This window comes from Halomonas sp. HG01 (genome assembly GCF_000968715.2).
Lineage (GTDB): Bacteria > Pseudomonadota > Gammaproteobacteria > Pseudomonadales > Halomonadaceae > Halomonas > Halomonas halophila.
This window is the reverse complement of record NZ_CP022134.1, coordinates 3369279-3392599: the sequence shown is the minus strand read 5'-3', so window position 1 is coordinate 3392599 and position 23321 is coordinate 3369279. Positions and strand designations below refer to the sequence as shown.

The window sequence follows — 23321 nt, the reverse complement described above, 5'->3', positions numbered from 1 at the left end:
GATGGCCTACATCACCATGCTGGGGATGTTGCCGAACAGCTCGCGGGTGAAGGTGGTGATCAGGCCCAGCAGCCAGGGGCCGGCGAGGACCAGCACGGTGAACACCGCCAGGATCTTGGGGATGAACGACAGGGTCATCTCGTTGATCTGGGTGGCGGCCTGGAACAGGCTGACCAGCAGGCCGGTGAACAGCGCGGTGAGCAGCAGCGGGCCCGCCAGCAGCAGGGTCACGCGCATGCCCTGGTAGGCGATGGTCATTACCGTCTCGGGGGTCATGGCAGTCTCCGGGCGTTCACACGTAGAAGCTTTCCGCCAGCGAGCCGATGATCAGCTGCCAGCCGTCGACCAGCACGAACAGCATCAGCTTGAAGGGCAGCGAGATGGTGATCGGCGGTACCATCATCATCCCGAGGCCCATCAGCGTGCTGGCCACCACCAGGTCGATGATCAGGAAGGGGATGAAGATGGTGAAGCCGATCTGAAAGGCCGTCTTCAGCTCGCTGGTCACGAAGGACGGCACCAGTACGCGCAGCGGCACATCCTCCGGGCCCTGCATCTGCCCGACGTCGGCCAGGCGCGCGAACAGCGCCAGGTCCGGCTCGCGGGTCTGGGCCATCATGAACTCGCGGAACGGGCCCTGGGCCTGGGTCAGGAACTCGGGAAAGGCGATGCTGCCGTTGGACAGCGGCACCCAGGCCTGGTCGTACACCTCGCCGAACACCGGGGCCATGATGAAGAAGGTCAGGAACAGCGCCAGGCCCAGCAGGATCTGGTTGGGCGGCGTGGCCTGGGTGCCCATGGCGGTGCGCAGCAGGCCCAGCACGATGATGATGCGGGTGAAGCTGGTCATCATCAGCACCGCCGCCGGCAGGAAGGCCAGCGAGCTGAGCAACAGCAGCGTCTGCAGCGACAGCGACCAGCGCTGGCCGCCGTCCTCCATCGGCTGGCTGATCAGCCCGGGGATCTGCTGGGCCAGGGCCAGACCCGGCACCAGCAGCAGGGCCAGCAGCCACCAGCGGGCGTGACGCGTGGCGAAACGGTTCATGGGCGATCCCGGTCGTGTCGGCCCAGCCCGGCGTTGTGACGCAGGGCCTTGGCGAAGCGGGCGGCGAAGCCGTCGTCCTCGGAGAAGGCGGGAGAGGCGGGGGCTGTCGCCGGCGACTCGGGGGCCGGCAGCTCGTGGAGCTTGTTTACCTGGCCACCGCCGACGCCCAGCACCAGCCAGGTGCCCTCGACCTCGACGATCACCACCCGCTCGCGCTGGCCGATGCTGGTGCTGCCCACCAGGCGCGGACGCTGGCCCTGGCCGCGCCCGCCACCGTTGAGCCGTCTGAGTAGCAGGCTGCAGGCGACGATGATCGCCAGCACCAGCGCCAGGGCCGCGGCGGTCTTGCCCAGGGTGGCCATGCCGATCAGCGCCTCGCCGCCGCCCAGGCCATCGGCGACGGCACCGGATGCGCTCTCGCTCATCGATTCAGCTTCTGGACGCGCTCGGAGGGCGTGATGATCTCGGTGATGCGGATGCCGTACTTGTCATCCACCACCACCACCTCGCCCTGGGCGATCAGATAGCCGTTGATCAGGATGTCCATCGGTTCGCCGGCCAGCCCCTCGAGCTCGATCACGGAACCCTGGGCGAGCTCCAGCAACTGCTTGATGGTCAGCTTGGTGCGACCCAGCTCCACGGTCAGCTTGACCGGGATGTCCATGATCATCTCGAGATCGCGGGGCACCGCCTTGTCCTGGCCTCCCTCCAGCGGCTGGAAGACGCTGTCGCTGGCGGGCTGCGCTGCGGCGCCGCTGTCCGCGGCGGGGGCATCGTCACCCTCGGCTTCCTCGGCGGCGGCCTGCTCGGCCATGGCGGCGGCCCAGGGATCCTCCTCCCCGCTCGGCGTGGCATCGCCCTCCTGTTCGGACATGGCGGCCGCCCATTCGTCGTCGAGGTTCTGATCGTCGGGCTTGTTGGGATCAGTCATGCTTGGCTTCCTTGGATGTCGGCTGAGCCCCCTTGACGAAGGCGCTGGACGGCGCGTGGCCCGCCGCGTGATCGAACAGTCGACGCACCCGCAGGGCACGTTGATCGTGCTGGCTGCCGTATTCGCATTCCATCACCGGCACGCCGTCCACGCTGGCGGTCACGGTCTCGGGCAGTTCCAGCGGCAGCACGTCGCCGGCCTTGAGGGCCAGCACCTGGGAGATGCGTGAGGGGATGTCGGCGAAGTTGGCCACCAGCTCGATCTCGGACTGGCGCAGCTCGCCGGCCATGCGCTTCGACCAGCTGCCGTCCTGATCCTGATGGCCCTCGTTGACCGGGTTGGTCAGCAGGTCGCGCAGCGGTTCGATCATCGAGTAGGGCATGCAGATCTGGAAGCTGCTGGCCAGGTTGCCCACCTCGAGATTGAAGCTGGTGTTGACCACGATCTCGTTGGGCGAATTGGTGATGTTGGCGAACTTCGACTGCATCTCGCTGCGCAGGAAGCTGATGTCCAGCGGATAGACCGACTTCCAGGAGTCGCCGTAGGCCTCGATGGCCAGCTGCAGCATGCGCTGGATGATGCGCTGTTCGGTGTTGGTGAACTCGCGCCCCTCGGACTTGGTGAGGAAACGGCCATCGCCGCCGAACAGGTTGTCCACCACCATGAATACCAGGTTCGGCGGAAACACGATCAGCGCCGAGCCCTTGAGTGGCTTCATGGCGATCATGTTGATGTTGGTGGGCACCGGCACGTTGCGCGAGAAGTCGCTGTAGCTTTGGTACTTCACCGAATCCACGGTGATGTCGGCGCTGCGCCGGATCAGGTTGAACAGGCCCATGCGGAAGTAGCGGGCGAAGCGCTCGTTGATCATGTCCAGGGCATGCAGGCGTTCGCGGATGATGCGGTGCTGGTTGGCCGGATCGAAGGGGCGGACCTGCGGCTGGCCGTCCTGGCCCTCCGCGGGCTCGTCGTCCCCGCTGACGCCCTTGAGCAGGGCGTCGATCTCGTCCTGGGAGAGCAGATCTTCTTGAGACATGGTCGCTACGGGCCCGGCGTCATTGCACGATGAATTCGGTGAACAGCACGTTCTCGATGGCCAGTTCCGGCTGCGGCTCCACCATCGGCGCCTCGAGGGTGGCCTTCACCTGTTCGGCGAGGCGCCGCTTGTCTTCCTGCGAGGCGAGGTCGGCGGCCTGCTTGCCGGAGAGCAGCATCAGCAGGCGGCTGCGCACCTCGGGCATGTGTTCGGTCAGCAGCGCCTGGCTCTGCTCGTCGGCAACCTTGAGCGAGATGCCGGCGTAGAGCAGCCGTGACCCGTAGTCGTCGTCGGCCAGGTTGACGGTGAAGGGTTCGATCTCCACGAAGATCGGGGCCTTGTGCTCGATGGTCTCGGGCTCCTGAGCCATGGCCTTGCCGTCGTCCCCGTCGCCGCTCATGACCATGAACAGGGCCGTGGCCGCCGCCGAGGAGGCGATCACCACCAGCACCACCAGTAGCCACAGCAGTTTCCGGGAACCTCCGCTGGATGTCGCCATTACCGTTCCTATGCTGAATATTCTGCCGATAGCGGGGAATTATGCCGCCCGCGAGGGCGGCACGATGAATCGAACAGGCCCGATGAACGGGGCCATCTCCGGATTTTGCGACCTGCCCGATCAGGCGTAGAGATCGACGCGGCCGTCCAGGATCATGCTGCCGGGAGCCGCCGCGGGCGTGACGGTCTCTGCGGATGAGTCGCTCTCGCCTCCGCTCGTGCCGGCGGCCGCGTCGGCGAATCGGCGGCCTTCTCCTTCGGTGCCGCCCTGGCGCTGCTCGCCCACCGAGGTCTCGCCCAGGGAGATGCCCTGTTCGGCCAGCGCCTCACGCAGCTGCGGAATCGCCTGCTCGAGGGCATGGCGCACCTGGCCGTGGGCCGACAGGAAGTGTGCCTGGGCGCCCTGATCGCCGACCTTGAGCGTCACCGACAGCGGGCCCAGCTCGGCCGGGTGCAGCCTCATCTCGATGCGCTGCTCGCCGCCCTGACGGGCGAACTGGAGCAGCTGCTGGCCGAGCTGGCGGGGCCAGGACTGGCTGCCGACCGGCGCGCTCAGGCTGGCCTGCTGGGCCGTGGCGGCGAGACTGCCGGGACTCGTCGAGGGCGTCAGCGGCAGGGTGCCTTGGCCGCCGGGAACGGAACCGCCCGCGAGCAGCGGTGCCTCCTGAGCGTTACCACCCGGGCTCTGCTGGCGGGCGGCCAGGGCCTCGATCATGGCCTGCGACGAGGTGGTGGCGGGGGTGGCCGGCGCGCCACCGGCGGCCTGGCGTACCGCCTCGGCGGCGGCCAGCGCGGCCGAGGTTGCCGCGTTGGGGGCGGCGTCGGCACGGGGCTGGGTGGCTTCGAGCAGGGGGTTGGTCGATGGGGCCGCGAGGCCGGGCAGAGGCGACGGGGCACCGTTGGCCGGGGCCTGGGGAGTCGTGGCGGGCGTCGCCCGGGCCTGGCCCGCGCTCTGTCCCGGGGTGAGCTGGGTCATCAGCGTCTGCAGGGCGGCGGCGAGCTCGGGGGGCACAGTCTCCTCGGATGCGTCCGCGGCGGCCTTCCATTCCTGGAGCGCGATGGCGGGGTCCTGGCCGTCGGCCACGGAGGCCAGCAGGGTCTGCAGTTTCTCGGGAAGACCGTCGTCATTGGCGAGCGAGGCCAGGGCCTGACGCAGCGACGCCGAGGCCTCTGCGCCATCTCCTGCCGAGACCAGCAGCGTTTCCAGTTCCTTTTTGACGTCGTCACCCTCGGCGGCGGAAGCCAGCAGATGCTGGAGGCGCTCGGGCAGGGCCACGCCGTCGGCAGCGGCCGTCTCCTGCGGCAGTCGAGCGGCCAGCGGTGACGACTCCGCCCCGCTGGCCGGAGCGGGTTGGGTGCCGGCCTGGGGTGACAGCGAGGCCAGCGCCTTGGCGAAGTCGCCGCCGGTCAGGCCGGCGGCATGGCCCGAGGCGCTGCCCTTCGCGGTCTGGCCCGAGGGGGCGGTGAGCAACTGCTGAATGTCCATGTGGTTCTCCTTGACGGCCGCCTAGTAGCCGCTCGGTACGCTGTCCCGGCGCAGCCAGCGCTGGGTCACCAGTTCGTCGGTGGCGCGCTGTTCGCGCCGCTGTTCGGCCTTGCGCATGGCATCGGCTCGCCGCTCGGCGAGGGTGTCGTAGGCGCTCAGGCGGCGCTGTTCCTGCTGCCAGTGGCGCTGGCTGCGCTCGACGCGGCGCTGCTGTTCGACCAGGGCCTGGCGGGCGCGGGCGAGGGCGTCGTCCAGCGAGGCCAGGAAGCGCTGATAGTTGTGCATGCTGGCCGGATCGATGCCGTCACGCAGGGCCGTCTGGAGGCGAGCGGCGTACTCCGCTCGGTAGCGCTGCAGAGACTCCAGCTGGGCGATGATCTGGTCGGCGCTGCGACGGTCGCCGGCGAGCTTCTGACCGGCCTGGTCGCGGGCCTCCCGGGCCAGTTCGGTGAGGTTGTCGAGTGCGGTGCGGCTCATGGCCTGCCTCCCAGGGCGCCGAGCAGTGCCTGACGCGAGGCATCGAGGTCGGCGCACTCCCCGATGCCCTGTTGCAGGAAGCCCTCCAGGGCAGGATAGCGATTCACCGCCTCGTCCAGCTGCGGGTCGTGGCCGGGATGGTAGGCGCCGACGCTGATCAGGTCGCGATTGCGCTGATAGCGCGCGAACAGGCTCTTGAAGCGGCGTGCCTGCTCGAGCTGCGGCGCGTCGACGATGGCGGTCATCGCGCGGCTGATCGAGGCCTCGATATCGATGGCCGGATAGTGGCCGGCCTCGGCCAGGGTGCGCGACAGCACCACGTGGCCGTCGAGGATGGCGCGGGCCGAGTCGGCGATCGGATCCTGCTGGTCGTCGCCCTCGGTCAGCACCGTGTAGAAGGCGGTGATCGAGCCGCCGCCGCGCTCGGCGTTGCCGGCGCGTTCCACCAGGCTCGGCAGCTTGGCGAACACCGAGGGCGGATAGCCCTTGGTGGCGGGTGGCTCGCCGATGGCCAGGGCGATCTCGCGCTGGGCCATGGCGTAGCGGGTCAGCGAGTCCATGATCAGCAGCACGTTCTTGCCCTGATCGCGGAAGCCCTCGGCCAGGCGGGTGGCGTAGGCGGCGCCCTGCAGGCGCTGCAGCGGCGAGGTGTCGGCCGGGGCCGCCACCACCACGGCGCGCCGGCGCCCCTCCGGGCCGAGGATGTTGTCGATGAAGTCCTGGACCTCGCGGCCGCGCTCGCCGATCAGCCCCACCACGATCACGTCGGCCCGGGTGTAGCGGGCCATCATGCCGAGCAGCACCGACTTGCCGACGCCGGAGCCGGCGAACAGGCCCATGCGCTGGCCGCGGCCGACGCTGAGCAGGGCATTGATGGCGCGGATGCCGACGTCGATCTGGGTATCGATGGGCGCCCGCGACAGCGGGTTGAGCGGCGGCGTGGCCAGCGGCGCCCGGGGTGCCTCGTCCAGCGAGCCCTGGTCGTCCAGCGGCGCGCCATTGCCGTCGACCACCCGGCCCAGCAGCGACTCGCCAAGGGGGAAACGGCGGGCGGCGCCGTCGCTGCCGTCGCCCAGCGGCAGCACCCGGGCGCCGGGGCGCAGGCCGCTGATCTCGGCCAGCGGCATCAGGTACAGGCGCTCGCCGTCGAAGCCCACCACCTCGGCCTCGGCATAGTGGCGGCCCAGCCGGCCGCGGGCGTCGGGCAGCTCGATGCGACAGGCGTTGCCCAGCGCCACCTGCAGGCCCACCACCTCGATCACCAGGCCGGTCGCCCGCACCACCCGGCCGCTGGCGCGGCTGGTCGGCAGCGGCTCGATGCGCCGGCGCACGCCGCGGAGGGCGCGCTGCCAGCTGGCCTGGTGGCGGTTGGTGGGAGCGGTGTCGTTCATCGCGGTCGACTCACGCCTCGTCTTCGTCGGTGTCGGTCGGCGGCTGGCGCCGGCGCAGCTGGTCCTGGATCGCCTGCCAGCGGGTCTCCCAGGTGGCGTCCAGCTCGCCGCGCTCGCTGGTCACCCGGCAGCCGCCGCGGCTGAGCTGGTCGTCGGGCTGGAGTCGCCAGCCGGCGGCCTCCAGCTCCTCGCCCAGGTGTTGCGTGACCAGCTCGAGGTCGCGGGGATGCAGCCACAGGCGCTGCTGGCCGATCAGCGGCGGCTCGCTGTGGAGCAGCTCGCGGATCAGCGTCAGCACCTGCTCGGGGCGCGCCTCGAGGGCGTCGCCGGCGAGCTGGCGGCCGGTGGTCAGGGCCAGGTCGACCAGGTCTTCGGACAGGGCCTCGTCCAGATCGGCCAGGGCTTCCTCGAAGTGGCGGGCCAGCGGCAGCAGCGGCGCGAGCGACTCCTCGAGGCGCTGCTCCAGCTCCTCGCGAGCCTGCCGGCGGCCTTCCTCGAGGCCCTGGGCCAGTCCTTCGGCGTGGCCGGCCTCGCGTCCCTCGCGCAGGCCCTCCTCGCGGGCTTCCTGCCGGGCCTGCTCGCGCAGCTGCTCGAGGGCCTGCTGCTGGCGACGGGCCTCCGCCTCGCGGGCCTGTCGGGCGGCGGCCCTGGGGTCTGGTGTCGAGGCCGCCTTCGGCTCGGGCTGACGCAGCTCGCCCATGCGCCAGCGGCGCCAGGGCGTCTCGTCGTTCCAGCCGGCCTCAGACATAGGTGTCGTCTCCGCCGCTCAGCACGATCTCGCCGGAGTCGGCCAGGCGGCGCACCACCTGGAGGATGGCCTTCTGCTCGGCCTCCACTTGGGAAACGCGGATCGGCCCGCGGCCCTCCATGTCCTCGCGCAGCAGGTCGGCGGCGCGCTGGGACATGTTGCGCAGGAACTTGTCCATGAGCGTCTCGGGCGAGCCCTTGAGCGCGACCACCAGCGAGTTGGTATCGATCTCCTTGAGCACCATCTGGATGCTGCGGTCGTCGAGGTCGACCATGTTCTCGAACAGGAACATCTCGTCGATGATCTTCTGCGCCAGGTCCTCGCTGTGCGAGCGAACGGTCTCGATGGCGGCTTCTTCCTGGTTGCTGTTCATCAGGTTGAGGATCTCGGCCGCGGTGCGGGCACCGCCCATCTTACTGCGCTTGAGGTTCTGGCCGTCGAGCATGCCGGTGAGTACCTCGGTGAGCTCCTGCAGCGCCGCCGGCTGCACGCCGCTGAAGGTGGCGATGCGCAGCACCACGTCGTTGCGCAGCTTGTCGTCGAACGCTTCCAGCACGTCCGAGGCCTGGTGCCGCTCCAGGTGGATCAGGATCGTGGCGATGATCTGCGGGTGCTCGTCGCGGATCAGCTCGGCCACCATCGAGGCTTCCATCAGGTTGAGCGCGTCGATGCCGGAGTTGTTGCCGGCGCTCTCCATGACGTCCTCGATCAGGCTCGAGGCGCGCTCGCTGCCCAGCGCCTTGGTCAGCACCGAGCGGATATGGTCGCTGGAGTTGAGGTTCAGCGCGATGAATTCCTCGGTCTCGTTGCTGAAGTCCTGCAGCACCTGGCGCATTTCCTCGTGGGAGACCTGGCTCATGGTGGCCATCTCCATGCTCAGCGCCTGCACCTCCTTGTTGGACATGTGCTTGAAGACCTCGGCGGCGCTGTCCTCGTCGAGGGCCAGCAGCAGGATGGCGCTGCGGCGCAGGCCGGTCATCGCATTACTCGTCATGTTTGTTCATCCAGCCGCGAACGATCATGGCCACCATGCTCGGGTCCTCCTGGGCCATCTCGCGCAGATCATTGAGGTTGGCTTCGTAGGTCGTGGCGCGACGCTTGCGACGCCGCGAGGCCGGGCTCTCTTCGTTCGCCGCTTCATCGTCGTGATCCTCGTCGGCCGCGCGGTCGTGCTCGTCGTCCTCGTCGCCGCCCACGCGGGCCTGGAAGCCGGGCGATGCCGGCAGGCTGGCCGGGGCGGGCTGTTCGGTGTAACGGCGGATGAAGGGCCGCAGGATCAGCAGATAGAGCAGCAGCAGGGCGATGCCCACCAGCAGGTAGCGGCCCAGGGCGAAGGCCAGCTGCTGGACGTCGCTGCGCTGCCACCAGGCCGGCTCGCTGGCCGCGTCGTCCCCGGCGGCGAAGGCGCTGTTGACCACCGCGACCTGGTCGCCGCGGGCGTCGGAGTAGCCCATGGCCTGGCGTACCAGACGCTCGATCTGCGCCATCTCCTGTTCGTCGAGCGGCGCGGGAACGAGCTCGCCGGTGTCCTCGTCGAGGCGTTCGCGATAGTTGACCACCACGGCGGCGGAGAGGCGTTCGACCCCGCCGCGGCGATGCTGGACGTGGGAGACCTGGCGATCGACCTCATAGTTGATGACGTCATCACGACTCAGGCGCTGCTCGGTCGTCGTGCCGCCCTCTTCGTCGTTTGCCTGGTCCTGCTCGGCGTCCTCGCCCTGGGCATCGATCGGGGAGGGGGCCGCGCCGGGGGGCGTGTTGCTGAGCGCACCGGGAATGCCCTGGGCCAGATCGCCGTTGCCGTTGACGTTGAGGCTGGTCTGGCGGCTGCGCACCGCGGCCTCGTTGGGCGGCTGGTTGGGGCCGTAGCGTTCGGAGGTCTCCTCGCGTCGGGAGAAGTCGACCTGGGCGGTGACCTGGGCCTTGACGTTACCGCGGCCGAGGATCGGCGCCAGGATGGTCTCGATGCGGCGCTGGTAGGCGCGTTCCACTTCGGCGACGTAGTCGAGCTGGGTGCCGTCGAGCCCCGAGCCGCCGCCATCGGGCGTGGAGAGCAGTCGGCCGCTCTGGTCGACCACCGTGACCGCATCGGCGGCCAGGTCGGGGACGCTGCTGGCGACCAGATGCACGATGGAGGCCACCTGGCCCTCGCCGAGGGTGCGGCCGGGCTGCAGGTTGAGCACCACCGAGGCCTTGGCCGGCTCGCGCTGGCGCACGAAGACCGAGTCCTTGGCCAGCGCCAGGTGTACCCGCGCGCCGGCCACCGGGCCGAGCGATTCCATGGAGCGGGCGAGCTCGCCTTCGAGACCGCGCTGGTAGTTGACCTGCTCGGCGAACTGGCTGATGCCGAAGGCCTGGTTCTCCATCAGCTCGAGGCCGACGTTGCCGCCGCGTGGCAGGCCCTGTTCGGCCAGCTGCAGGCGCAGGCTGTGGACCCGGTCGCCGGGCACCATCAGCGCCTGGCCGCCGGCGCTGAACTCGTAGGGGATGCCGCGGCTGTCGAGCTCGCTGATGATGCTGCCGCCGTCGGCTTCGCTGAGGTTGCTGAACAGCACCCGATAGTCTGGGCTGCGCGCCCACAGCAGCAGCGCCACCGCGATGGCGACCACGGCCGCGCCGACGATCAGCAGGGCGATCAGGGGGCTGCCGCGCAGCTGCCGGGACAGCTGCGCGAAGGGAGAGGTCTGGGCCTGTTGGCCGCCGGTGGCGGAGGCGCCACTGCTCATGCGGGCCTCCCGTCGGAGATGACGCCTGGACCCTGGGCTCTAGATGAAGGCATCGACTGCGTTCCCGTCCGTCGCGATTCGCCGCCCGTCCGGGGCGGAACTGTGATGACGGCCATTATCCGCAGGGGGTGTCACGCCAAAGGTATGAAAAACCCGAGTTTTGCGCGTCAATTGCCGGCATGGTGGCCAAGGGCGCGCTGCTAGCCTTGGCTTCCATCGATCACCATGTCCATCACAGGGGTTCCCGATGAGTTCACCCGCTCTCGCCTCGGCACTCGCCCAGATGCAGTCGCTGGCCACCCAGGCCGGCGGTGAGGCCGCCAAGGGGCAGCAGCTCGACACCGCCGTGGGCAACGGCGGCTTTGCCGGCGAGCTTCAGTCCTCGATCCAGCGCATCAACGAGCTCAAGCTCCAGGCCGCCGACTCGGCCAAGGCCTTCCAGGCCGGCGAGCCGGGCGTCGAGCTCAACGACGTCATGGTCGACATGCAGAAGGCCAGCGTCGCCTCGGAAATGGGGCTCCAGGTCCGCAACCGCCTGGTGACGGCCTATAAGGACATCATGAACATGCAGGTCTGATCGCGCTCGATCAGGCCTCCAGATCGATCAGCCTGCCCTGAAGTTCCTCCAGATGCTCGGCGACGCGCATCACCTCCTCGGCAGGGATCTGGCGAATCAGTTCGCGGGTGTCCCGGTCCACCAGGCGAGTGACCACTCGCGAGGTGGTCTCGCTGAGCTCGAATTCCACCCCGTAGGGGCGCATCACCTCATTGATCCGCTGCACCGGTGCGACCAGCTCGCCCTGGTTCACCGATCCTGTGGCGGCGGTTTCCTCGGGCGGCAGCCAGCCGGCCAGGACCTGCTCCACCCGGCGGCGCGGCGTGCTGCCGTCGGGGGTTTGGGTCGTGCGACTCGCGCTGATCTCGTTAACGGCATCTGACATGGAAGACGCTCCTTCTCGATAAGGGTCTCTCGTTGAGCATGAGGGTTGGACACGGAGCGAGTTATCGGCTGCGGACGAGATATCTTGAATGGCAGCGATAGCGTGAGATGCCTTTTGTTTCGCTGCCATTCATGGAAGAAGTCGACGAAATCTTAATGTCATAAATCGCTGATATAACGCCGGGCATGCCTTCCTGCGGGCCCGGTGCCCGCCCCTTCATCAGCGACAGGTTTTCCGATGCGCCTCCTCGATCGAATGACCATCCGATTCAGCTGGTTCCTGGTGCTGATCGCCTTCACCGCGATCATCCTCGGTACCGGAGCCCTCGGCCTCTACGCCAACCACCACGGCCGCAGTGCCTTCGACACGCTGCGCGACGTCCAGGTCGCCCAGTCCCGGGCACTGAACCGCGCCTACATCGCCACCCTGCGCGCCCAGGTGGCGATGGATCGCGCCGCTCACCTGGTGCGGGTGCCTTCCTTCGACCGCCCGGGGCCCATCCTCGAACAGGCCGAGCGCCACATGGATCAGGCCAAGGCGGCCTTCGAGCGCTTCCAGGCGCTGCCAGTGGCCGAGTCGCAACAGGAGGCCCGCGAGGCGCTGGCCTCACGCTTCCAGTCGCTGTTCAGTACCGGGCTCTCGCTGCAGCTCATGCTGCTGCAGGAGGGGGACGCGGGCGGCTACGATTCCGGCCAGTCCCGGGTCAGCGACATGAGCCAGGCCTTCATGGACGGCGCCGATGCCTTCTTCGCCGGTGCCGTCGAGCGTGGGGACGGTCTGGCCGAGCGCTTCTCGGCGGTGGCCGGCTGGCTGAACCTGGCGCTGCTGGCGGCGTTGGGCGGCGCCCTGGCCATCGTGCTGGTGGTGATCTGGGGCGTGCGGGCCAACGTGCTCCGGCCGCTGTCGCGGATGATCGCGCATTTCCGGCGCATCGCCGACGGCGACCTGGCCACCCTGGTGGAGGCGCGCAGCAACAACGAGATCGGCCAGCTGTATCGCGAGCTCGACGGCATGCGCCGGGCGCTCGCCACCACCGTGGCACGGGTGCGCCACGGCAGCGACCGGGTGCTGGACGGTGCCGGCGACATGAGCGAAGGCAACCAGGAGCTGGCCTCGCGGACCCGGCAGCAGGCCGCCGCCCTGGAGCAGACCACCGCCAGCCTGGACGAGATGACCGCCTCGGTGGCCGACAACGCCACCCATGTGGGCGAGGCCAACCGGCTGGCCGAGCAGGCCACCGGCAAGGCCCGCCAGGGCGGCGAGGTGGTGGCCGATTTCGTCGCCACCATGGATGATATCCATGCCCGCTCGCAGCGGATCGGCGAGATCGTCGGCATGATCGACGACATCGCCTTCCAGACCAATCTGCTGGCGCTCAACGCTTCGGTGGAGGCGGCGCGAGCCGGCGAACATGGCCGCGGCTTCGCCGTGGTGGCCGGCGAGGTGCGCTCGCTGGCCTCGCGCTCGGCGGGCGCCGCCCGCGAGATTCGCGATCTGATCGAGGCCTCGCGCAGCAGCGTGGAGCGCGGCAACGGCCTGTCGCGCCGGGCCGGCGAGGACATGACCGGCATCGTCGCCGCCATCCAGGGCGTCAGTGAACGGGTCGACCAGATTGCCCACGCCTCCGACGAACAGCGCCAGGGCCTCGAGCAGGTCAATCAGGCCATGCACCAGATGGGCAGCGTGACCCAGCGCAACCGCGACATGGTCGAGCGCGCCGAGCGGACCGCCGCGACCCTGGAGGAAGAGGCCGAACGCATGCGGGGCTTCACGGCAGGCTTCACCCTGGCGACGGCGGAGGCGCCGACGCCCGAGGACGACGCGACGGAGCCGGCCTCGTCCGACCCTCGCGCACTGGAGGCCATGCCGGCCTGAGGGGGCATTGCATGCAGGATGACCACGACGTTTCAGCGGCGGTGTCAGAACACCGGGTGACGGCCGAACAGGTCGACGAGCTGGCGCGGATACTCGACGAGGGCGCGATCACGCCGCTGTTCCAGCCCATCGTCGATGCCGGCTGCCAGGGGATCTTCGGCTACGAGGCGCTGGCACGCGGCCCCGCGGGGTCGCCGCTGCACTCGCCGGTGGCGCTGTTCGACTGCGCTCGGGAGACAGGACGCCTGCTGGAGCTGGATCTGCTTTGCCGCCGTCGGGCCATCGAGGCCTTCGCGCGATGCGGGCTGCCCGGACGGCTGTTTCTCAACGTCATGCCGGCTTCGCTGCTCGAGCGAGACTTCCGCGAGGGCCTGACCCGTGCCTACCTGGACGGCGTGGGGCTGTCGCCGGAGCGGGTGGTGATCGAGCTGACCGAGCACCTGCCGATCCACGACTATGCGCTGATGCGTCAGGCCGTCGACCATTACCGGCGCATGGGCTTCCAGGTGGCGCTGGACGACCTGGGCGCCGGCTATTCGAGCCTGCGCCACTGGGCGGAGCTGCGCCCCGACTTCGTCAAGATCGATCGCCACTTCGCCCAGGGTATCGATCACGATCCGGGCAAGCGCCAGTTCCTGACCTCGTTGCTCGAGGTGTCGCGGAGCCTCGGTTGCCAGGTCATCGCCGAGGGCATCGAGACCGAGGGTGAGCAGCGCTGCCTGTGGGAGATGAACTGCACGCTGATGCAGGGCTATCACTTCGCCCGCCCGTCGGCGAAGCCGCCGACCCGGCTCGAGCCTTCACTGCCGGCGCGACGTGAGGTCTCCGGTTCCTTCGGCACCACCGCCGCCATGCTGTGCCGGCATCTGGCGCCGGTTCGTCAGGGCACCCGGGTGCCCGAGGTGGTGGAACGCTTCCGTCTTGACCCGGAGCTGCGCTGCCTGGCGGTGCTCGACGATGGTGACCGGCCGGTGGGCGTGGTGCGCCAGCACGAGTTCCTGGGCGTGTTCGCCAACCCCTTCAGCCACTCGCTGCATGCCCGGCGGGCCATCGACGAGCTGATGGATCGCCGCATGCTGGTGGCCGAGGCCTCGATGCCGCTGGAGGCGCTGAGCCGGCGCGTCACCGAATCCGCCAAGGGCAGCCGCGACGACTTCGTGGTGGTCGACGATGACGGCCGCTATCGCGGCCTGGGGCAGATCGTCGACCTGCTGCGCGAGATCACCGCCCTCCAGGTGCGTGCGGCGCGCCAGGCCAACCCTCTCACCGGGCTGCCCGGCAACGAGGCGATCCACGATACGCTGGCTGCGCGCCTGGCCCGCGGAGAGGCCTTCGTCGCCGTCTATGCGGATCTCGACGCCTTCAAGGCCTACAACGACGTCTACGGCTATGCCCGCGGCGATCAGGTCATCCTGGCCCTGGCTCGCATGCTGCAGGAAGAATCTGGCGACGATGGTTTCGTTGGCCATGTGGGCGGCGACGACTTCATGCTGGTGCTGGGGGAGGCGACGGCGAAGTCGCGCTGTGAGGCGATCCTGGCGCGTTTCGCCCACTTCGCGCCGCAGTTCTATTCGCTCGAGCACCGCGAGGCCGGCGGTTTCGACGGCCACGACCGTGAGGGGCGGGCACGGTTCGTGCCGCTGATGTCACTGTCGCTGGCCTATCACGCCGTCGCGCCCGGGGCAGAGAGAACCGCCATGGACATCGGCAACGTGCTGGCCGAACTGAAGGCCGAGGCCAAGCGTCAGCCGGGCAACAGCCTGTTTGTTGATCGTCGTCAAGGACGCGCCGGGCTTGACTGTCGTCCAGACGAAACGCTGCGCTAGGTTGAGAGGTTCTCTCACGATGCGGTAAGCGAATGGACTCGGATCAGCTGCTCAACACCCACGCCCTCTCCGTCGAACGGATCATGCATACCGGCCTGCTCAGCTGCGGGCCGGACACGCCGCTGTGCGAGGCCGCCTCGCGCATGAGTCAGCGTCGCTGCAGCGCGATCCTGGTGGTCGAGGAGGGCCGGACCCTCGGCATCTGGACCGAGCGCGACAGCCTGGCCCTCGACTTCGCCGACCCCGAGTCGCTGCGCCGCCCGGTCGGCGAGGTGATGAGCCGGCCGGTGGTCACCATCGACCGTGGCGTGTCGGTGGGCGAGGTCGCCGCGCGTTTCGCTCAGCTGGGCTATCGCCACCTGCTGGTGGTGGATGACGACGAACGCCCGTTGGGCATGGTGTCCCAGAGCGACGTGGCGCTGAACCAGGGGCTCGAGCCCTATCTGCGGTTGCGCGAGGTCAAGGGCGCGATGCGCCGCTCGCCGGTGGTGCTGCCGAGCGCTCTCGGCCTGGCCGAGGCGGCGCGCTGGATGCGCGACGCCGGCGCCGAGGCCGCCGTGGTGGAGGACGACTCGCGCTCGCTGGGCATCCTCACCGAGCGCGACCTGGTGCGCTTCGTCGCCCGTCATCCGGGCTCGATGAGCGTCGGCGAGCTGGCCAGCCGTCCGCTGCTGACCATCGGCGCCGATGAGCCGCTGATCCGCGCCCGCGATGCGCTGGTCGGCGAGGGGGTGCGTCACCTGGCGGTTGTCGACGAGGCGGGCGGCGTGAGCGGCTTGCTGGGCTTCCAGGACCTGCTCTCCGGGGTCGAGCACGGCTACCTGCAGGATCTGCGCGAGGCGCTCGAGGCGCGTGACCGGGCGCTGGCCGAGTCGCGTGAGAGCCTGCAGCTGGCCGAGCGGGTCATCGATGCCTCGCTGGAGGGCATCATCATCACCGACCCGCAGACGCGCATCCGCTTCGTCAATCCGGCCTTCACCCACATGACCGGCTACTCCCTGGAGGAAGTGGTCGGCCGCACGCCGGCGGTGCTGTCCTCCGGGCGCCACGACGCGGTCTTCTACCGGGACATGTGGGACACGCTGCAGCAGGGCGGCTTCTGGCGCGGCGAGATATGGAATCGGCGCAAGAGCGGCGAGCTCTACCTGGAGCTGCTGACGATCTCGGCGATCCGCGATGAGCGGGGCGAGGTCACCCACTACGCGGCGCTGTTCACCGACATCACCCATATCCGCGAGAACGAGGAGCGGGTGCGCCACCTGGCCTACTACGATCCGCTCACCGGCCTGCCCAATCGGCGCCTGCTCGACGATCGTCTGGCGCTGGCGATCCGCCACGCCCATCGACAGGGGCGGCGCCTGGCGGTGCTGTTCCTCGATCTGGACCACTTCAAGCAGGTCAACGATTCGCTGGGGCATGCCGTGGGCGACGAGCTGCTGGTGCGGCTCACCGAGCGCCTGCAGCACCACCTGCGCGAGGACGATACCCTGGCGCGTCTGGGCGGCGACGAGTTCATCGTGCTGCTGCCCGACGTCAAGGAAGTCGACGAGGTGACCCGGGTGGCGCGGCGGCTGATCGAGGCGACCAGCGCGCCCTTCGAGCTGGGCACGCAGCGCTTCCGGGTCGGCTGCAGCCTGGGCATCAGCCTCTACCCCGACGACGGCGACACGCCCGAGCGGCTGGTGAAGCGAGCCGATGCGGCCATGTACCGCGCCAAGGAGGAAGGGCGCAACACCTACCGGCTCTATCGCGCCGAGATGCATGTCGAGGATCACCAGCACCTGGCGCTGGAGACGGCGCTGCGCAACACCGCCGAGACCGGCGAGGGGCTCGATGTCCATTATCAGCCGCTGATCGACCGCGACAGCGGCGAGGTCAAGGGCGCCGAGGCGCTGCTGCGCTGGCATGCGCCGGGGCTGGGGGAGGTGTCGCCGGGGGACTTCATACCGCTGGCCGAGCGCTCCGGGCTGATCCTGCCGCTGGGGCGACGGCTGATGCAGCTGGTGGCCGGCCAGCTGCAGGCCTGGCGCGAGGCCGGCCTGACGCCGCCGCGGGTGGCGATCAACCTGTCGGCGCGCCAGTTCTGGCAGGCCGACCTGGTCGATGAGGTGCGTCGGCTCTACGAGGCGCATGGCCTGCCGCCGGGCCAGATCGGCTTCGAGCTGACCGAGAGCACCCTGATCGACCAGCACCAGCAGGCCGTGGCCACCCTGGCGGCCCTGCGTGACCTGGGCTGCCACATCGCCATCGACGACTTCGGCACCGGCTACTCCTCGCTGAGCTATCTGCAGGAGCTGCCGGTGACGACGCTGAAGATCGATCGCAGCTTCATTCGCGGCCTGGGGGAGTCCCGGGGCAGCGGCGCCATCCTCGCCGCGGTGACCGGGCTGGCCCGGGAGCTCGGCCTGCGGGTGGTGGCCGAGGGCGTGGAGACCGAGGCCCAGCTCGAGGCGCTCGCCGCCTATCACGTCACCCTGATCCAGGGTTTCCTCACCGGCCGGCCGGTGCCGGGAGCGACCTTCCGCGAGCGCTACCTGGATCGGACGACCGCCTAGGCGTCGTCGCTCGGCCGCTTCAGCGCGTCCCTGAGCGTCAGCGGCGCTTGAGGCGGTTCAGGAAGTCGTCGAGATCCAGCAGTTCCTCCGGCTCTGCGCTTCCCTCTCGCTCTGGGGCGTCGGTCGACGACGGCGCCGGGCGCGGCTCGCCGGCCGGGCTTGATCGGCGCGGCGACGGGGGCTGCTTCGCCTGCGTCTGGGCGACCTCCAGCCCTGTGGCGATCAGCGAGACCCGCAGGCGTCCTTCCATGTCGGGGTCGAAGGCGGTGCCAACCACCCGCAGGGCGTCCTCGCCGGCCAGCTCGGCCACCTGCTGCCCCACCTCGTCGAAGTCGGCCAGGCTCAGGTCCGCGCCGGCGGTGATGCTGACCAGCACCCCGGCGGCCTCGGCCAGGTCGGTGGCCTCCAGCAGCGGATGCTCCAGGGCCGCGCGCACCGCCGCGCCGGCGCGGCCCTCGCCCGTGCCCTCGCCGGTGCCGATGCGCGCCCGCCCGGGCCGGCGCATCACCGCCGCCACGTCGGCGAAGTCGATGTTGATCAGTCCCGGCCGGGTGATGACCTCGGCGATGCCGGTCACTGCCTCGCGCAGCACGTCGTTGACGGCGGCGAAGGCGCGCATCATCGAGGCGCCGTGGCCGAGGGTCGGCAGCAGGCGGTCGTTGGGCACCACCGCCAGGCAGTCGACCCGGCCGTCCAGTGCCGCGATGGCCTCGTCGGCGGCCTGCCGGCGCCGCTGACCCTCGAAGCCGAACGGGCGCGTCACCACGGCCACGGTCAGCAGGCCCATCTCGCGGGCCAGGTCGGCGATGGCCGGGGTCGCGCCGCTGCCGGTGCCACCGCCCATGCCGGCCATCAGGAACACCAGATCGGCGCCGGCCAGCCGCGCGCGCAGGCCCTCGTGGCTCTCCTCGGCGGCTCGCCGGCCGGCCTCGGGATCGGCTCCGGCACCGAGGCCGCGGGTGGTGGCGCTGCCGATGGGCATCGCCACGCCCTGTGGCAGCCGCTCGAGGGCCTGGCGGTCGGTGTTCACGGCGATGGCGTCGATGCCCTCGAGGGCGGTGGTGTCGATCAGGTGGCGAACGGCATTGCCGCCGCCGCCGCCGATGCCGACCACCTTGAGGGAAGCGGGATATTCCTGGGGAAGCTGTGGGTCGCTCATGCGTCCTGTCGCGGGATCGGTGAGGAAATGGGCGTCTCCCCATCATCGGCCAAAGTGCCGCCTTCTTGAAAGGTCTGGGGCGCCCCCCGCAGGGTGCGGGAAAATCGGCGGCTCGCGCCGACGGCTAAAGTCGACGCGAGCCGTGGCCGATAGCAGGGTAGCTCCCGGTTCCTGGCACCCGTGGACCGGCACAAGACCAACTCCCCCTTACCCATGAGAGTGACCATGCTGACTTCATTGCGCGCGCGTATCCTGCTCGCCGCCCTGGCGGTGATCGTCGCGGCCCTGATCCTCAACGGAGCGATCAGCTACTTCACCGTCCGCTCCCACAACAATGACCAGATCGCCCAGAACCTGCAGGCGGTGGCCGAGGGCAATGCCCAGGCCATCGAGGAGTGGGTCGATGCCCGCAGCGGCATGCTCGAGGCGCTGGAGGCCGCCGCCGTGGCCGACGACCCGCTGCCGGCCCTGGAGCAGCTGCGCGTGTCCGGCGATTTCATGAACACCTACCTCGGCGACACCGAGGGCGGCGTGGTGTTCTCGGCCAGCGAGACGCCGGAGGGCTATGACCCGCGCCAGCGCCCCTGGTACAAGCAGGCCGTGGAGGCCGGTCACGTCGTGGTCACCGCGCCCTACGAAGACGCCACCTCCGACAAGCTGGTGGTGACCTTCGCCGCGCCCTTCCATCGCGGCGGCGAGCTGGTGGCGGTGGCCGGCGGCGACGTGGCGATCGATGCCATCGCCGACATCGTCGGCCGGATCGCGCCCACGCCTTCGAGCCTGGCCTTCCTGGCCAGCGCCGACGGCACCCTGGTGGCGCATCCCGACCCGGCGTTGAGCCTCGCGCCGGTCGAGCGTCTCTCTCCCGAGCTCGACGCCGCCCGCCTCGCCGCGCTGGCCGAGCGCGACATCCCCGAGCACGTCGATCTCGACGGCGCCGACAAGCGGCTGCTCGCCAGCCCCATCGGCGGCACCGACTGGCAGCTGGTGGTGGCCCTCGACGACCACGAGGCCACCGCCGGGCTGCGTGGCGTCATGAGCGCCTCGACCATCACTCTGGTGCTGGTGGCGCTGGGCGCCGCCGCGATCCTCGGCGCGCTGCTCAAGGTCGCCTTCCGCCGCCTGCTGGCGACCCGCGATGCCATGGAGCACGTGGCCAGCGGTCACGCCGACCTGACCCGCCGCCTGCCCGAGGAGGGCAACGACGAGGTCACCCAGCTTGCCAACGCCTTCAACCGCTTCGTGGCGCGCATGGAGTCGGTGATGCTGACCATCCGCGACAGCAGCGAGTCGGTCAAGGTGGCGGCCACCGAGATCGCCCAGGGCGGCCAGGACCTGTCGCGGCGCACCGAGAACGCGGCCTCCAGCCTGCAGCAGACCTCGGCCTCGATGGAGGAGATCACCGGCACCGTGGAGCACACCGCGGATGCCTCCAAGCAGGCCAGCGGCCTGGCGAGCTCGGCCAGCGAGGTGGCGCGCCGCGGCGGCGAGGCCATGGGCCAGGTGCACGAGACCATGCAGGGCATCACCGAGTCGTCGCGCCAGATCGCCGAGATCGTGAAGATGATGGACAGCATCGCCTTCCAGACCAACCTGCTGGCGCTCAACGCCTCGGTGGAGGCGGCCCGGGCCGGCGAGCAGGGCCGCGGCTTCGCGGTGGTGGCCGGCGAGGTGCGCCAGCTGGCCAGCCGCAGCGCCGAGTCCGCCAAGCAGATCCGCGAGCTGATCGACACCTCGGCGACCCGCACCCAGGAGGGCGAGCGCCAGGTGCAGGCCGCCGGCGAGACCATGGAGGAGCTGGTCGAGAGCGTGACCCGCGTGGCCGACGTGCTGGGTGAGATCACCAGCGCCACCGGCGAGCAGAGCGACGGCATCGGCCAGGTCAACGTGGCGGTCTCGGAGCTGGACAACATGACCCAGCAGAACGCCGCCCTGGTGGAGGAATCGACCACCGCCGCCGAGCATCTCAAGGCGCAGGCCGACCGCCTCGCCGAGGCCGTGGGCGGTTTCACCCTGAGCCAGCACGGCGCCACCGCGGCGCTGCCGGACGCCCGCGCCCGCCGCGGCGAGCCGGCCTAGGGGCTCGCCCGCTGCCTCACCCTCAGGAGGGGTGGGGCAGGTCGATCTGGTCGCTGCAGCGGATGCCTTCAGTCATCTGCCGGCACAGCTTGAGGAACTCGCGCATGCCCGGCGCCAGGTACTTGTGGCGATGCCAGATGAAGGCGAACTGACGGCTCAGGTCCAGGTCGGGGGTGGGGATCGGCACCAGGCTGCCGCGGCGAAAGGCGTCGCGCAGCGCCAGGCGCGAGACGCAGCCGATCCCCAGCCCCGACTCCACGGCGCGCTTGATGCCCTCGGTGTGCTCCAGCTCGAGCAGGGTGTTGAAGCGCCCGCGCCGGTGCCGGGCGGCCTGTTCCAGGGTCAGCCGGGTGCCGGAGCCCTCCTCGCGCATGATCCAGTCCTCACGCAGCAGCCGGTCGAGCTCCACCGGCCCCTGGCCGGCCAGCGGATGGCCCGGGGCGCAGAACACCGCCAGCTCGTCCTCCACCCAGGGCTGGGTGATTACCTCCTCGTCCTCGCACTGGCCCTCGATCAGTCCCAGGTCCAGCTCGTGGTGGCGCACGCCGTCGATGATGGTGCGGGTGTTGCGCACCTGCAGGCGGATGCGGCTGCCCGGGTGCTGCTGCATGAAGTCGCTGATCAGCAGCGTGGCCAGGTAGTTGCCGATGGTCAGGGTGGCGCCCACGTCGAGAGTGCCGATGCCCTGCTGGCCGCGCAGCAGTTCCTCGACCTCCTCGGCGCGGTCGAGCAGCGCCACGGCCTTGGGCAGCAGCTGGAAGCCCAGGGCATTGAGCTTGAGGCGCTTGCCGATGCGGTCGAGCAGGCGGCAGTCGAACTGGCGTTCCAGCTCGGCCAAGGCGGTGCTGGCCGCCGACTGGGACAGCGCCAGGGCGCGGGCGGCGTGGGAGACGCTCTCGTGCTGGGCCACGGCCACGAACACCTCGAGCTGGCGCAGGGTATAGCGCATGGGAGGGGGCTCCGAGCTAGTATATCTGGAGTATAGATAAGCTTTATCCATACAACCCATTTAACAGATATCCTGCCGTCTCTTAGAATTCTCTGCAAAGATCAATCGGCGCAATTATGAGCTTTCGGTATATGCGCCCTCGCGATACATAGGAGCCGGCATGAGCAAGTTCGCCCTGGAAGAAGTCCTCAGCGTTCATCACTGGAACGACACCCTGTTCAGCTTCAAGACCACCCGCGAGCGCAGCCTGCGCTTCAAGAACGGTCAGTTCGTGATGATCGGCCTGGAAGTCGACGGCAAGCCGCTGATGCGCGCCTACTCCGTGGCCAGCCCCAACTACGAGGATCACCTGGAGTTCTTCTCCATCAAGGTGCCGGACGGCCCGCTGACCTCGCGCCTGCAGCATCTCAAGGTCGGCGACCAGATCATGGTCAGCCGCAAGCCCACCGGCACCCTGGTCACCGATGACCTGCTGCCGGGTCGCAACCTCTACCTGCTGTCCACCGGCACCGGCCTGGCACCGTTCATGAGCCTGATCCAGGATCCGGAAGCCTACGAGCGCTTCGAGAAGATCGTGCTGATCCACGGCGTGCGTACCGTCAGCGAGCTGGCCTATGCCGACTTCATCACCAAGGAGCTGCCGGCCCACGAGTACCTGGGCGAGGAAATCAGCGAGAAGCTGGTCTACTACCCGACCGTGACCCGCGAGGAGTTCCACACCATGGGCCGCCTGACGGACCACATCCGCAGCGGCAAGCTGGCCGAGGACACCGGCCTGCCGCCGCTGGACCCGAAGCAGGACCGCGCCATGATCTGCGGCAGCCCGGCGATGCTCGACGAGACCAGCGCGCTGCTGGACGAGCTGGGCTTCAACATCTCGCCGCGCCTCGGCGAGCCGGGCGACTACGTCATCGAGCGCGCCTTCGTCGAGAAGTAAGCTACAAGCGCCGAGCTACAAGCGCCGAGCTACAAGCGCCGAGCTACAAGCGCCGAGCTACAAGCGCCGAGCTACAAGAAACCCCCGAAGGCTGATGCCTTCGGGGGTTTCTTTGTGTCGGGCGTTTACGCTGCTGTTTTGCAGCTTGCAGCTTGCAGCTTGCAGCTTGCAGCTTGCAGCTTGCAGCTTGCAGCTTGCAGCTTGCAGCTTGCAGCTTGCAGCTTGCAGCTTGCAGCTTGCAGCTTGCAGCTTGCAGCTTAGACGGCGTCCTTATCCGTCTCGCCGGTGCGAATCCGGATGACCTGCTCCAGGGCGGTGACGAAGATCTTGCCGTCGCCGATCTTGCCGGTGTTGGCGACCTGGGTGATGGCGTCGATCACCTGCTCGGCCATGGTCTCGTCCACGGCGACCTCGAGCTTCACCTTGGGCAGGAAGTCGACCACGTACTCGGCGCCGCGATAGAGCTCGGTGTGGCCCTTCTGGCGGCCGAAGCCCTTGACCTCGGTGACGGTGATGCCCTGGACGCCGATGTCCGAGAGCGCCTCGCGGACGTCGTCGAGCTTGAATGGCTTGATGATGGCGGTCACCAGCTTCATGGGTCTCTCCTCGCGTTGTTCGTGTCCGATGGCGCCACTCGCCATCCCTGACGGAGTCATTGTGCC

The 23321-nt window shown here is 69.4% G+C and carries 22 protein-coding genes; 6 read left to right on the top strand and 16 right to left on the bottom strand.

What is annotated here, in order from left to right:
- Positions 1-6: 6 nt before the first annotated feature.
- The 12 genes from fliQ to fliF form a co-directional block, all read right to left on the bottom strand.
- Complete coding sequence (gene fliQ / locus UN84_RS16080; protein ID WP_046078827.1) at positions 7-276, bottom strand: flagellar biosynthesis protein FliQ; 270 nt, start codon at positions 274-276, stop codon at positions 7-9.
- Between the two features lie 16 nt (positions 277-292).
- Entirely contained in the window at positions 293-1045 is a 753-nt protein-coding gene (gene fliP / locus UN84_RS16075) for a flagellar type III secretion system pore protein FliP (RefSeq protein WP_046078826.1), read from the bottom strand.
- Positions 1042-1470 carry a flagellar biosynthetic protein FliO gene (gene fliO / locus UN84_RS16070; RefSeq protein WP_035594298.1) on the bottom strand — a complete coding sequence of 143 codons (429 nt, stop codon included), beginning with the start codon at positions 1468-1470 and terminating at the stop codon, positions 1042-1044. Before fliO ends, fliP begins: the two co-directional genes overlap by 4 nt.
- A complete protein-coding gene (fliN, locus tag UN84_RS16065) occupies positions 1467-1976 on the bottom strand; it encodes a flagellar motor switch protein FliN (protein ID WP_046078825.1) in 510 nt (169 codons plus the stop codon). Before fliN ends, fliO begins: the two co-directional genes overlap by 4 nt.
- Positions 1969-3012, bottom strand: coding sequence for a flagellar motor switch protein FliM (gene fliM / locus UN84_RS16060; protein WP_046078824.1), 1044 nt, complete (start codon positions 3010-3012; stop codon positions 1969-1971). The genes fliN and fliM overlap by 8 nt, the downstream gene beginning before the upstream one ends.
- A 19-nt stretch (positions 3013-3031) precedes the next feature.
- A complete protein-coding gene (gene fliL, locus UN84_RS16055) occupies positions 3032-3511 on the bottom strand; it encodes a flagellar basal body-associated protein FliL (protein ID WP_046078823.1) in 480 nt (159 codons plus the stop codon).
- A 120-nt stretch (positions 3512-3631) separates the two neighbouring features.
- Positions 3632-4996 carry a flagellar hook-length control protein FliK gene (locus UN84_RS17345; protein WP_052719321.1) on the bottom strand — a complete coding sequence of 455 codons (1365 nt, stop codon included), beginning with the start codon at positions 4994-4996 and terminating at the stop codon, positions 3632-3634.
- A 21-nt stretch (positions 4997-5017) separates the two neighbouring features.
- The gene (fliJ, locus tag UN84_RS16045; RefSeq protein WP_046078822.1) at positions 5018-5473 is read right to left on the bottom strand and encodes a flagellar export protein FliJ; all 456 of its coding nucleotides are present in this window, start codon (positions 5471-5473) and stop codon (positions 5018-5020) included.
- On the bottom strand, positions 5470-6864 hold the full coding sequence (gene fliI / locus UN84_RS16040) for a flagellar protein export ATPase FliI (protein ID WP_046078821.1): 1395 nt from the start codon (positions 6862-6864) through the stop codon (positions 5470-5472). The genes fliJ and fliI overlap by 4 nt, the downstream gene beginning before the upstream one ends.
- A 10-nt stretch (positions 6865-6874) precedes the next feature.
- Positions 6875-7612, bottom strand: a complete 738-nt coding sequence (gene fliH, locus UN84_RS16035; protein WP_046078820.1) for a flagellar assembly protein FliH — start codon at positions 7610-7612, stop codon at positions 6875-6877.
- On the bottom strand, positions 7605-8606 hold the full coding sequence (gene fliG / locus UN84_RS16030; protein WP_035599633.1) for a flagellar motor switch protein FliG: 1002 nt from the start codon (positions 8604-8606) through the stop codon (positions 7605-7607). The genes fliH and fliG overlap by 8 nt, the downstream gene beginning before the upstream one ends.
- Positions 8596-10338, bottom strand: coding sequence for a flagellar basal-body MS-ring/collar protein FliF (fliF, locus tag UN84_RS16025; RefSeq protein ID WP_046078819.1), 1743 nt, complete (start codon positions 10336-10338; stop codon positions 8596-8598). The genes fliG and fliF overlap by 11 nt, the downstream gene beginning before the upstream one ends.
- 247 nt (positions 10339-10585) lie before the next feature.
- Here fliF and fliE point away from each other — a divergent pair, with 247 nt between their 5' ends.
- Positions 10586-10915 (top strand): flagellar hook-basal body complex protein FliE, encoded by a 330-nt coding sequence (fliE, locus tag UN84_RS16020; protein ID WP_035599638.1) that lies wholly within the window; start codon positions 10586-10588, stop codon positions 10913-10915.
- Between the two features lie 10 nt (positions 10916-10925).
- Here the strand turns inward: fliE and UN84_RS16015 are convergent, their stop codons facing one another.
- Positions 10926-11279: a flagellar protein FlaG gene (locus UN84_RS16015; protein ID WP_046078818.1), complete on the bottom strand. Its 354-nt coding sequence runs from the start codon at positions 11277-11279 to the stop codon at positions 10926-10928.
- A 255-nt stretch (positions 11280-11534) separates the two neighbouring features.
- Here UN84_RS16015 and UN84_RS16010 point away from each other — a divergent pair, with 255 nt between their 5' ends.
- Genes UN84_RS16010 through UN84_RS16000 form a run of 3 tightly spaced genes read left to right on the top strand, consistent with a single transcriptional unit; the run spans position 11535 to position 17535 of the window.
- The gene (locus UN84_RS16010) at positions 11535-13154 is read left to right on the top strand and encodes a methyl-accepting chemotaxis protein (protein WP_161796803.1); all 1620 of its coding nucleotides are present in this window, start codon (positions 11535-11537) and stop codon (positions 13152-13154) included.
- A gap of 11 nt (positions 13155-13165) precedes the next feature.
- On the top strand, positions 13166-14980 hold the full coding sequence (locus UN84_RS16005) for a bifunctional diguanylate cyclase/phosphodiesterase (RefSeq protein WP_046078817.1): 1815 nt from the start codon (positions 13166-13168) through the stop codon (positions 14978-14980).
- A 32-nt stretch (positions 14981-15012) separates the two neighbouring features.
- The gene (locus UN84_RS16000) at positions 15013-17535 is read left to right on the top strand and encodes an EAL domain-containing protein (RefSeq protein ID WP_173835028.1); all 2523 of its coding nucleotides are present in this window, start codon (positions 15013-15015) and stop codon (positions 17533-17535) included.
- Between the two features lie 37 nt (positions 17536-17572).
- Here UN84_RS16000 and ftsZ read toward each other — a convergent pair whose 3' ends face one another.
- Positions 17573-18694, bottom strand: coding sequence for a cell division protein FtsZ (gene ftsZ, locus UN84_RS15995; protein ID WP_046078814.1), 1122 nt, complete (start codon positions 18692-18694; stop codon positions 17573-17575).
- Positions 18695-18919: 225 nt separating this feature from the next.
- Between ftsZ and UN84_RS15990 the strand changes: the two genes are divergently transcribed.
- Positions 18920-20773, top strand: coding sequence for a methyl-accepting chemotaxis protein (locus UN84_RS15990; RefSeq protein WP_107181771.1), 1854 nt, complete (start codon positions 18920-18922; stop codon positions 20771-20773).
- 22 nt (positions 20774-20795) lie between these two features.
- On the opposite strand, the gene UN84_RS15985 is transcribed toward UN84_RS15990, so the two are convergent.
- Entirely contained in the window at positions 20796-21722 is a 927-nt protein-coding gene (locus UN84_RS15985; protein WP_035594992.1) for a LysR family transcriptional regulator, read from the bottom strand.
- A 160-nt stretch (positions 21723-21882) separates the two neighbouring features.
- Here UN84_RS15985 and UN84_RS15980 point away from each other — a divergent pair, with 160 nt between their 5' ends.
- The gene (locus UN84_RS15980; protein WP_016855905.1) at positions 21883-22659 is read left to right on the top strand and encodes a ferredoxin--NADP reductase; all 777 of its coding nucleotides are present in this window, start codon (positions 21883-21885) and stop codon (positions 22657-22659) included.
- Between the two features lie 257 nt (positions 22660-22916).
- On the opposite strand, the gene glnK is transcribed toward UN84_RS15980, so the two are convergent.
- Positions 22917-23255, bottom strand: a complete 339-nt coding sequence (gene glnK, locus UN84_RS15975) for a P-II family nitrogen regulator (protein ID WP_035594994.1) — start codon at positions 23253-23255, stop codon at positions 22917-22919.
- Positions 23256-23321: the final 66 nt, after the last annotated feature.

What these genes read in the sequence shown, in the direction of transcription:
- fliP (WP_046078826.1), bottom strand. Translation starts at nt 1,045, where the DNA reads ATGAACCGTTTCGCCACGCGTCACGCCCGCTGGTGGCTGCTGGCCCTG.
- UN84_RS16010 (WP_161796803.1), top strand. Translation starts at nt 11,535, where the DNA reads ATGACCATCCGATTCAGCTGGTTCCTGGTGCTGATCGCCTTCACCGCG.
- glnK (WP_035594994.1), bottom strand. Translation starts at nt 23,255, where the DNA reads ATGAAGCTGGTGACCGCCATCATCAAGCCATTCAAGCTCGACGACGTC.
- fliO (WP_035594298.1), bottom strand. Translation starts at nt 1,470, where the DNA reads ATGAGCGAGAGCGCATCCGGTGCCGTCGCCGATGGCCTGGGCGGCGGC.
- UN84_RS17345 (WP_052719321.1), bottom strand. Translation starts at nt 4,996, where the DNA reads ATGGACATTCAGCAGTTGCTCACCGCCCCCTCGGGCCAGACCGCGAAG.
- fliQ (WP_046078827.1), bottom strand. Translation starts at nt 276, where the DNA reads ATGACCCCCGAGACGGTAATGACCATCGCCTACCAGGGCATGCGCGTG.
- UN84_RS15985 (WP_035594992.1), bottom strand. Translation starts at nt 21,722, where the DNA reads ATGCGCTATACCCTGCGCCAGCTCGAGGTGTTCGTGGCCGTGGCCCAG.
- fliL (WP_046078823.1), bottom strand. Translation starts at nt 3,511, where the DNA reads ATGGCGACATCCAGCGGAGGTTCCCGGAAACTGCTGTGGCTACTGGTG.
- fliJ (WP_046078822.1), bottom strand. Translation starts at nt 5,473, where the DNA reads ATGAGCCGCACCGCACTCGACAACCTCACCGAACTGGCCCGGGAGGCC.
- UN84_RS15980 (WP_016855905.1), top strand. Translation starts at nt 21,883, where the DNA reads ATGAGCAAGTTCGCCCTGGAAGAAGTCCTCAGCGTTCATCACTGGAAC.
- ftsZ (WP_046078814.1), bottom strand. Translation starts at nt 18,694, where the DNA reads ATGAGCGACCCACAGCTTCCCCAGGAATATCCCGCTTCCCTCAAGGTG.
- fliM (WP_046078824.1), bottom strand. Translation starts at nt 3,012, where the DNA reads ATGTCTCAAGAAGATCTGCTCTCCCAGGACGAGATCGACGCCCTGCTC.
- fliG (WP_035599633.1), bottom strand. Translation starts at nt 8,606, where the DNA reads ATGACGAGTAATGCGATGACCGGCCTGCGCCGCAGCGCCATCCTGCTG.
- fliE (WP_035599638.1), top strand. Translation starts at nt 10,586, where the DNA reads ATGAGTTCACCCGCTCTCGCCTCGGCACTCGCCCAGATGCAGTCGCTG.
- fliN (WP_046078825.1), bottom strand. Translation starts at nt 1,976, where the DNA reads ATGACTGATCCCAACAAGCCCGACGATCAGAACCTCGACGACGAATGG.
- UN84_RS16005 (WP_046078817.1), top strand. Translation starts at nt 13,166, where the DNA reads ATGCAGGATGACCACGACGTTTCAGCGGCGGTGTCAGAACACCGGGTG.
- fliF (WP_046078819.1), bottom strand. Translation starts at nt 10,338, where the DNA reads ATGAGCAGTGGCGCCTCCGCCACCGGCGGCCAACAGGCCCAGACCTCT.
- UN84_RS16000 (WP_173835028.1), top strand. Translation starts at nt 15,013, where the DNA reads ATGGACTCGGATCAGCTGCTCAACACCCACGCCCTCTCCGTCGAACGG.
- UN84_RS15990 (WP_107181771.1), top strand. Translation starts at nt 18,920, where the DNA reads ATGCTGACTTCATTGCGCGCGCGTATCCTGCTCGCCGCCCTGGCGGTG.
- UN84_RS16015 (WP_046078818.1), bottom strand. Translation starts at nt 11,279, where the DNA reads ATGTCAGATGCCGTTAACGAGATCAGCGCGAGTCGCACGACCCAAACC.
- fliI (WP_046078821.1), bottom strand. Translation starts at nt 6,864, where the DNA reads ATGAACGACACCGCTCCCACCAACCGCCACCAGGCCAGCTGGCAGCGC.
- fliH (WP_046078820.1), bottom strand. Translation starts at nt 7,612, where the DNA reads ATGTCTGAGGCCGGCTGGAACGACGAGACGCCCTGGCGCCGCTGGCGC.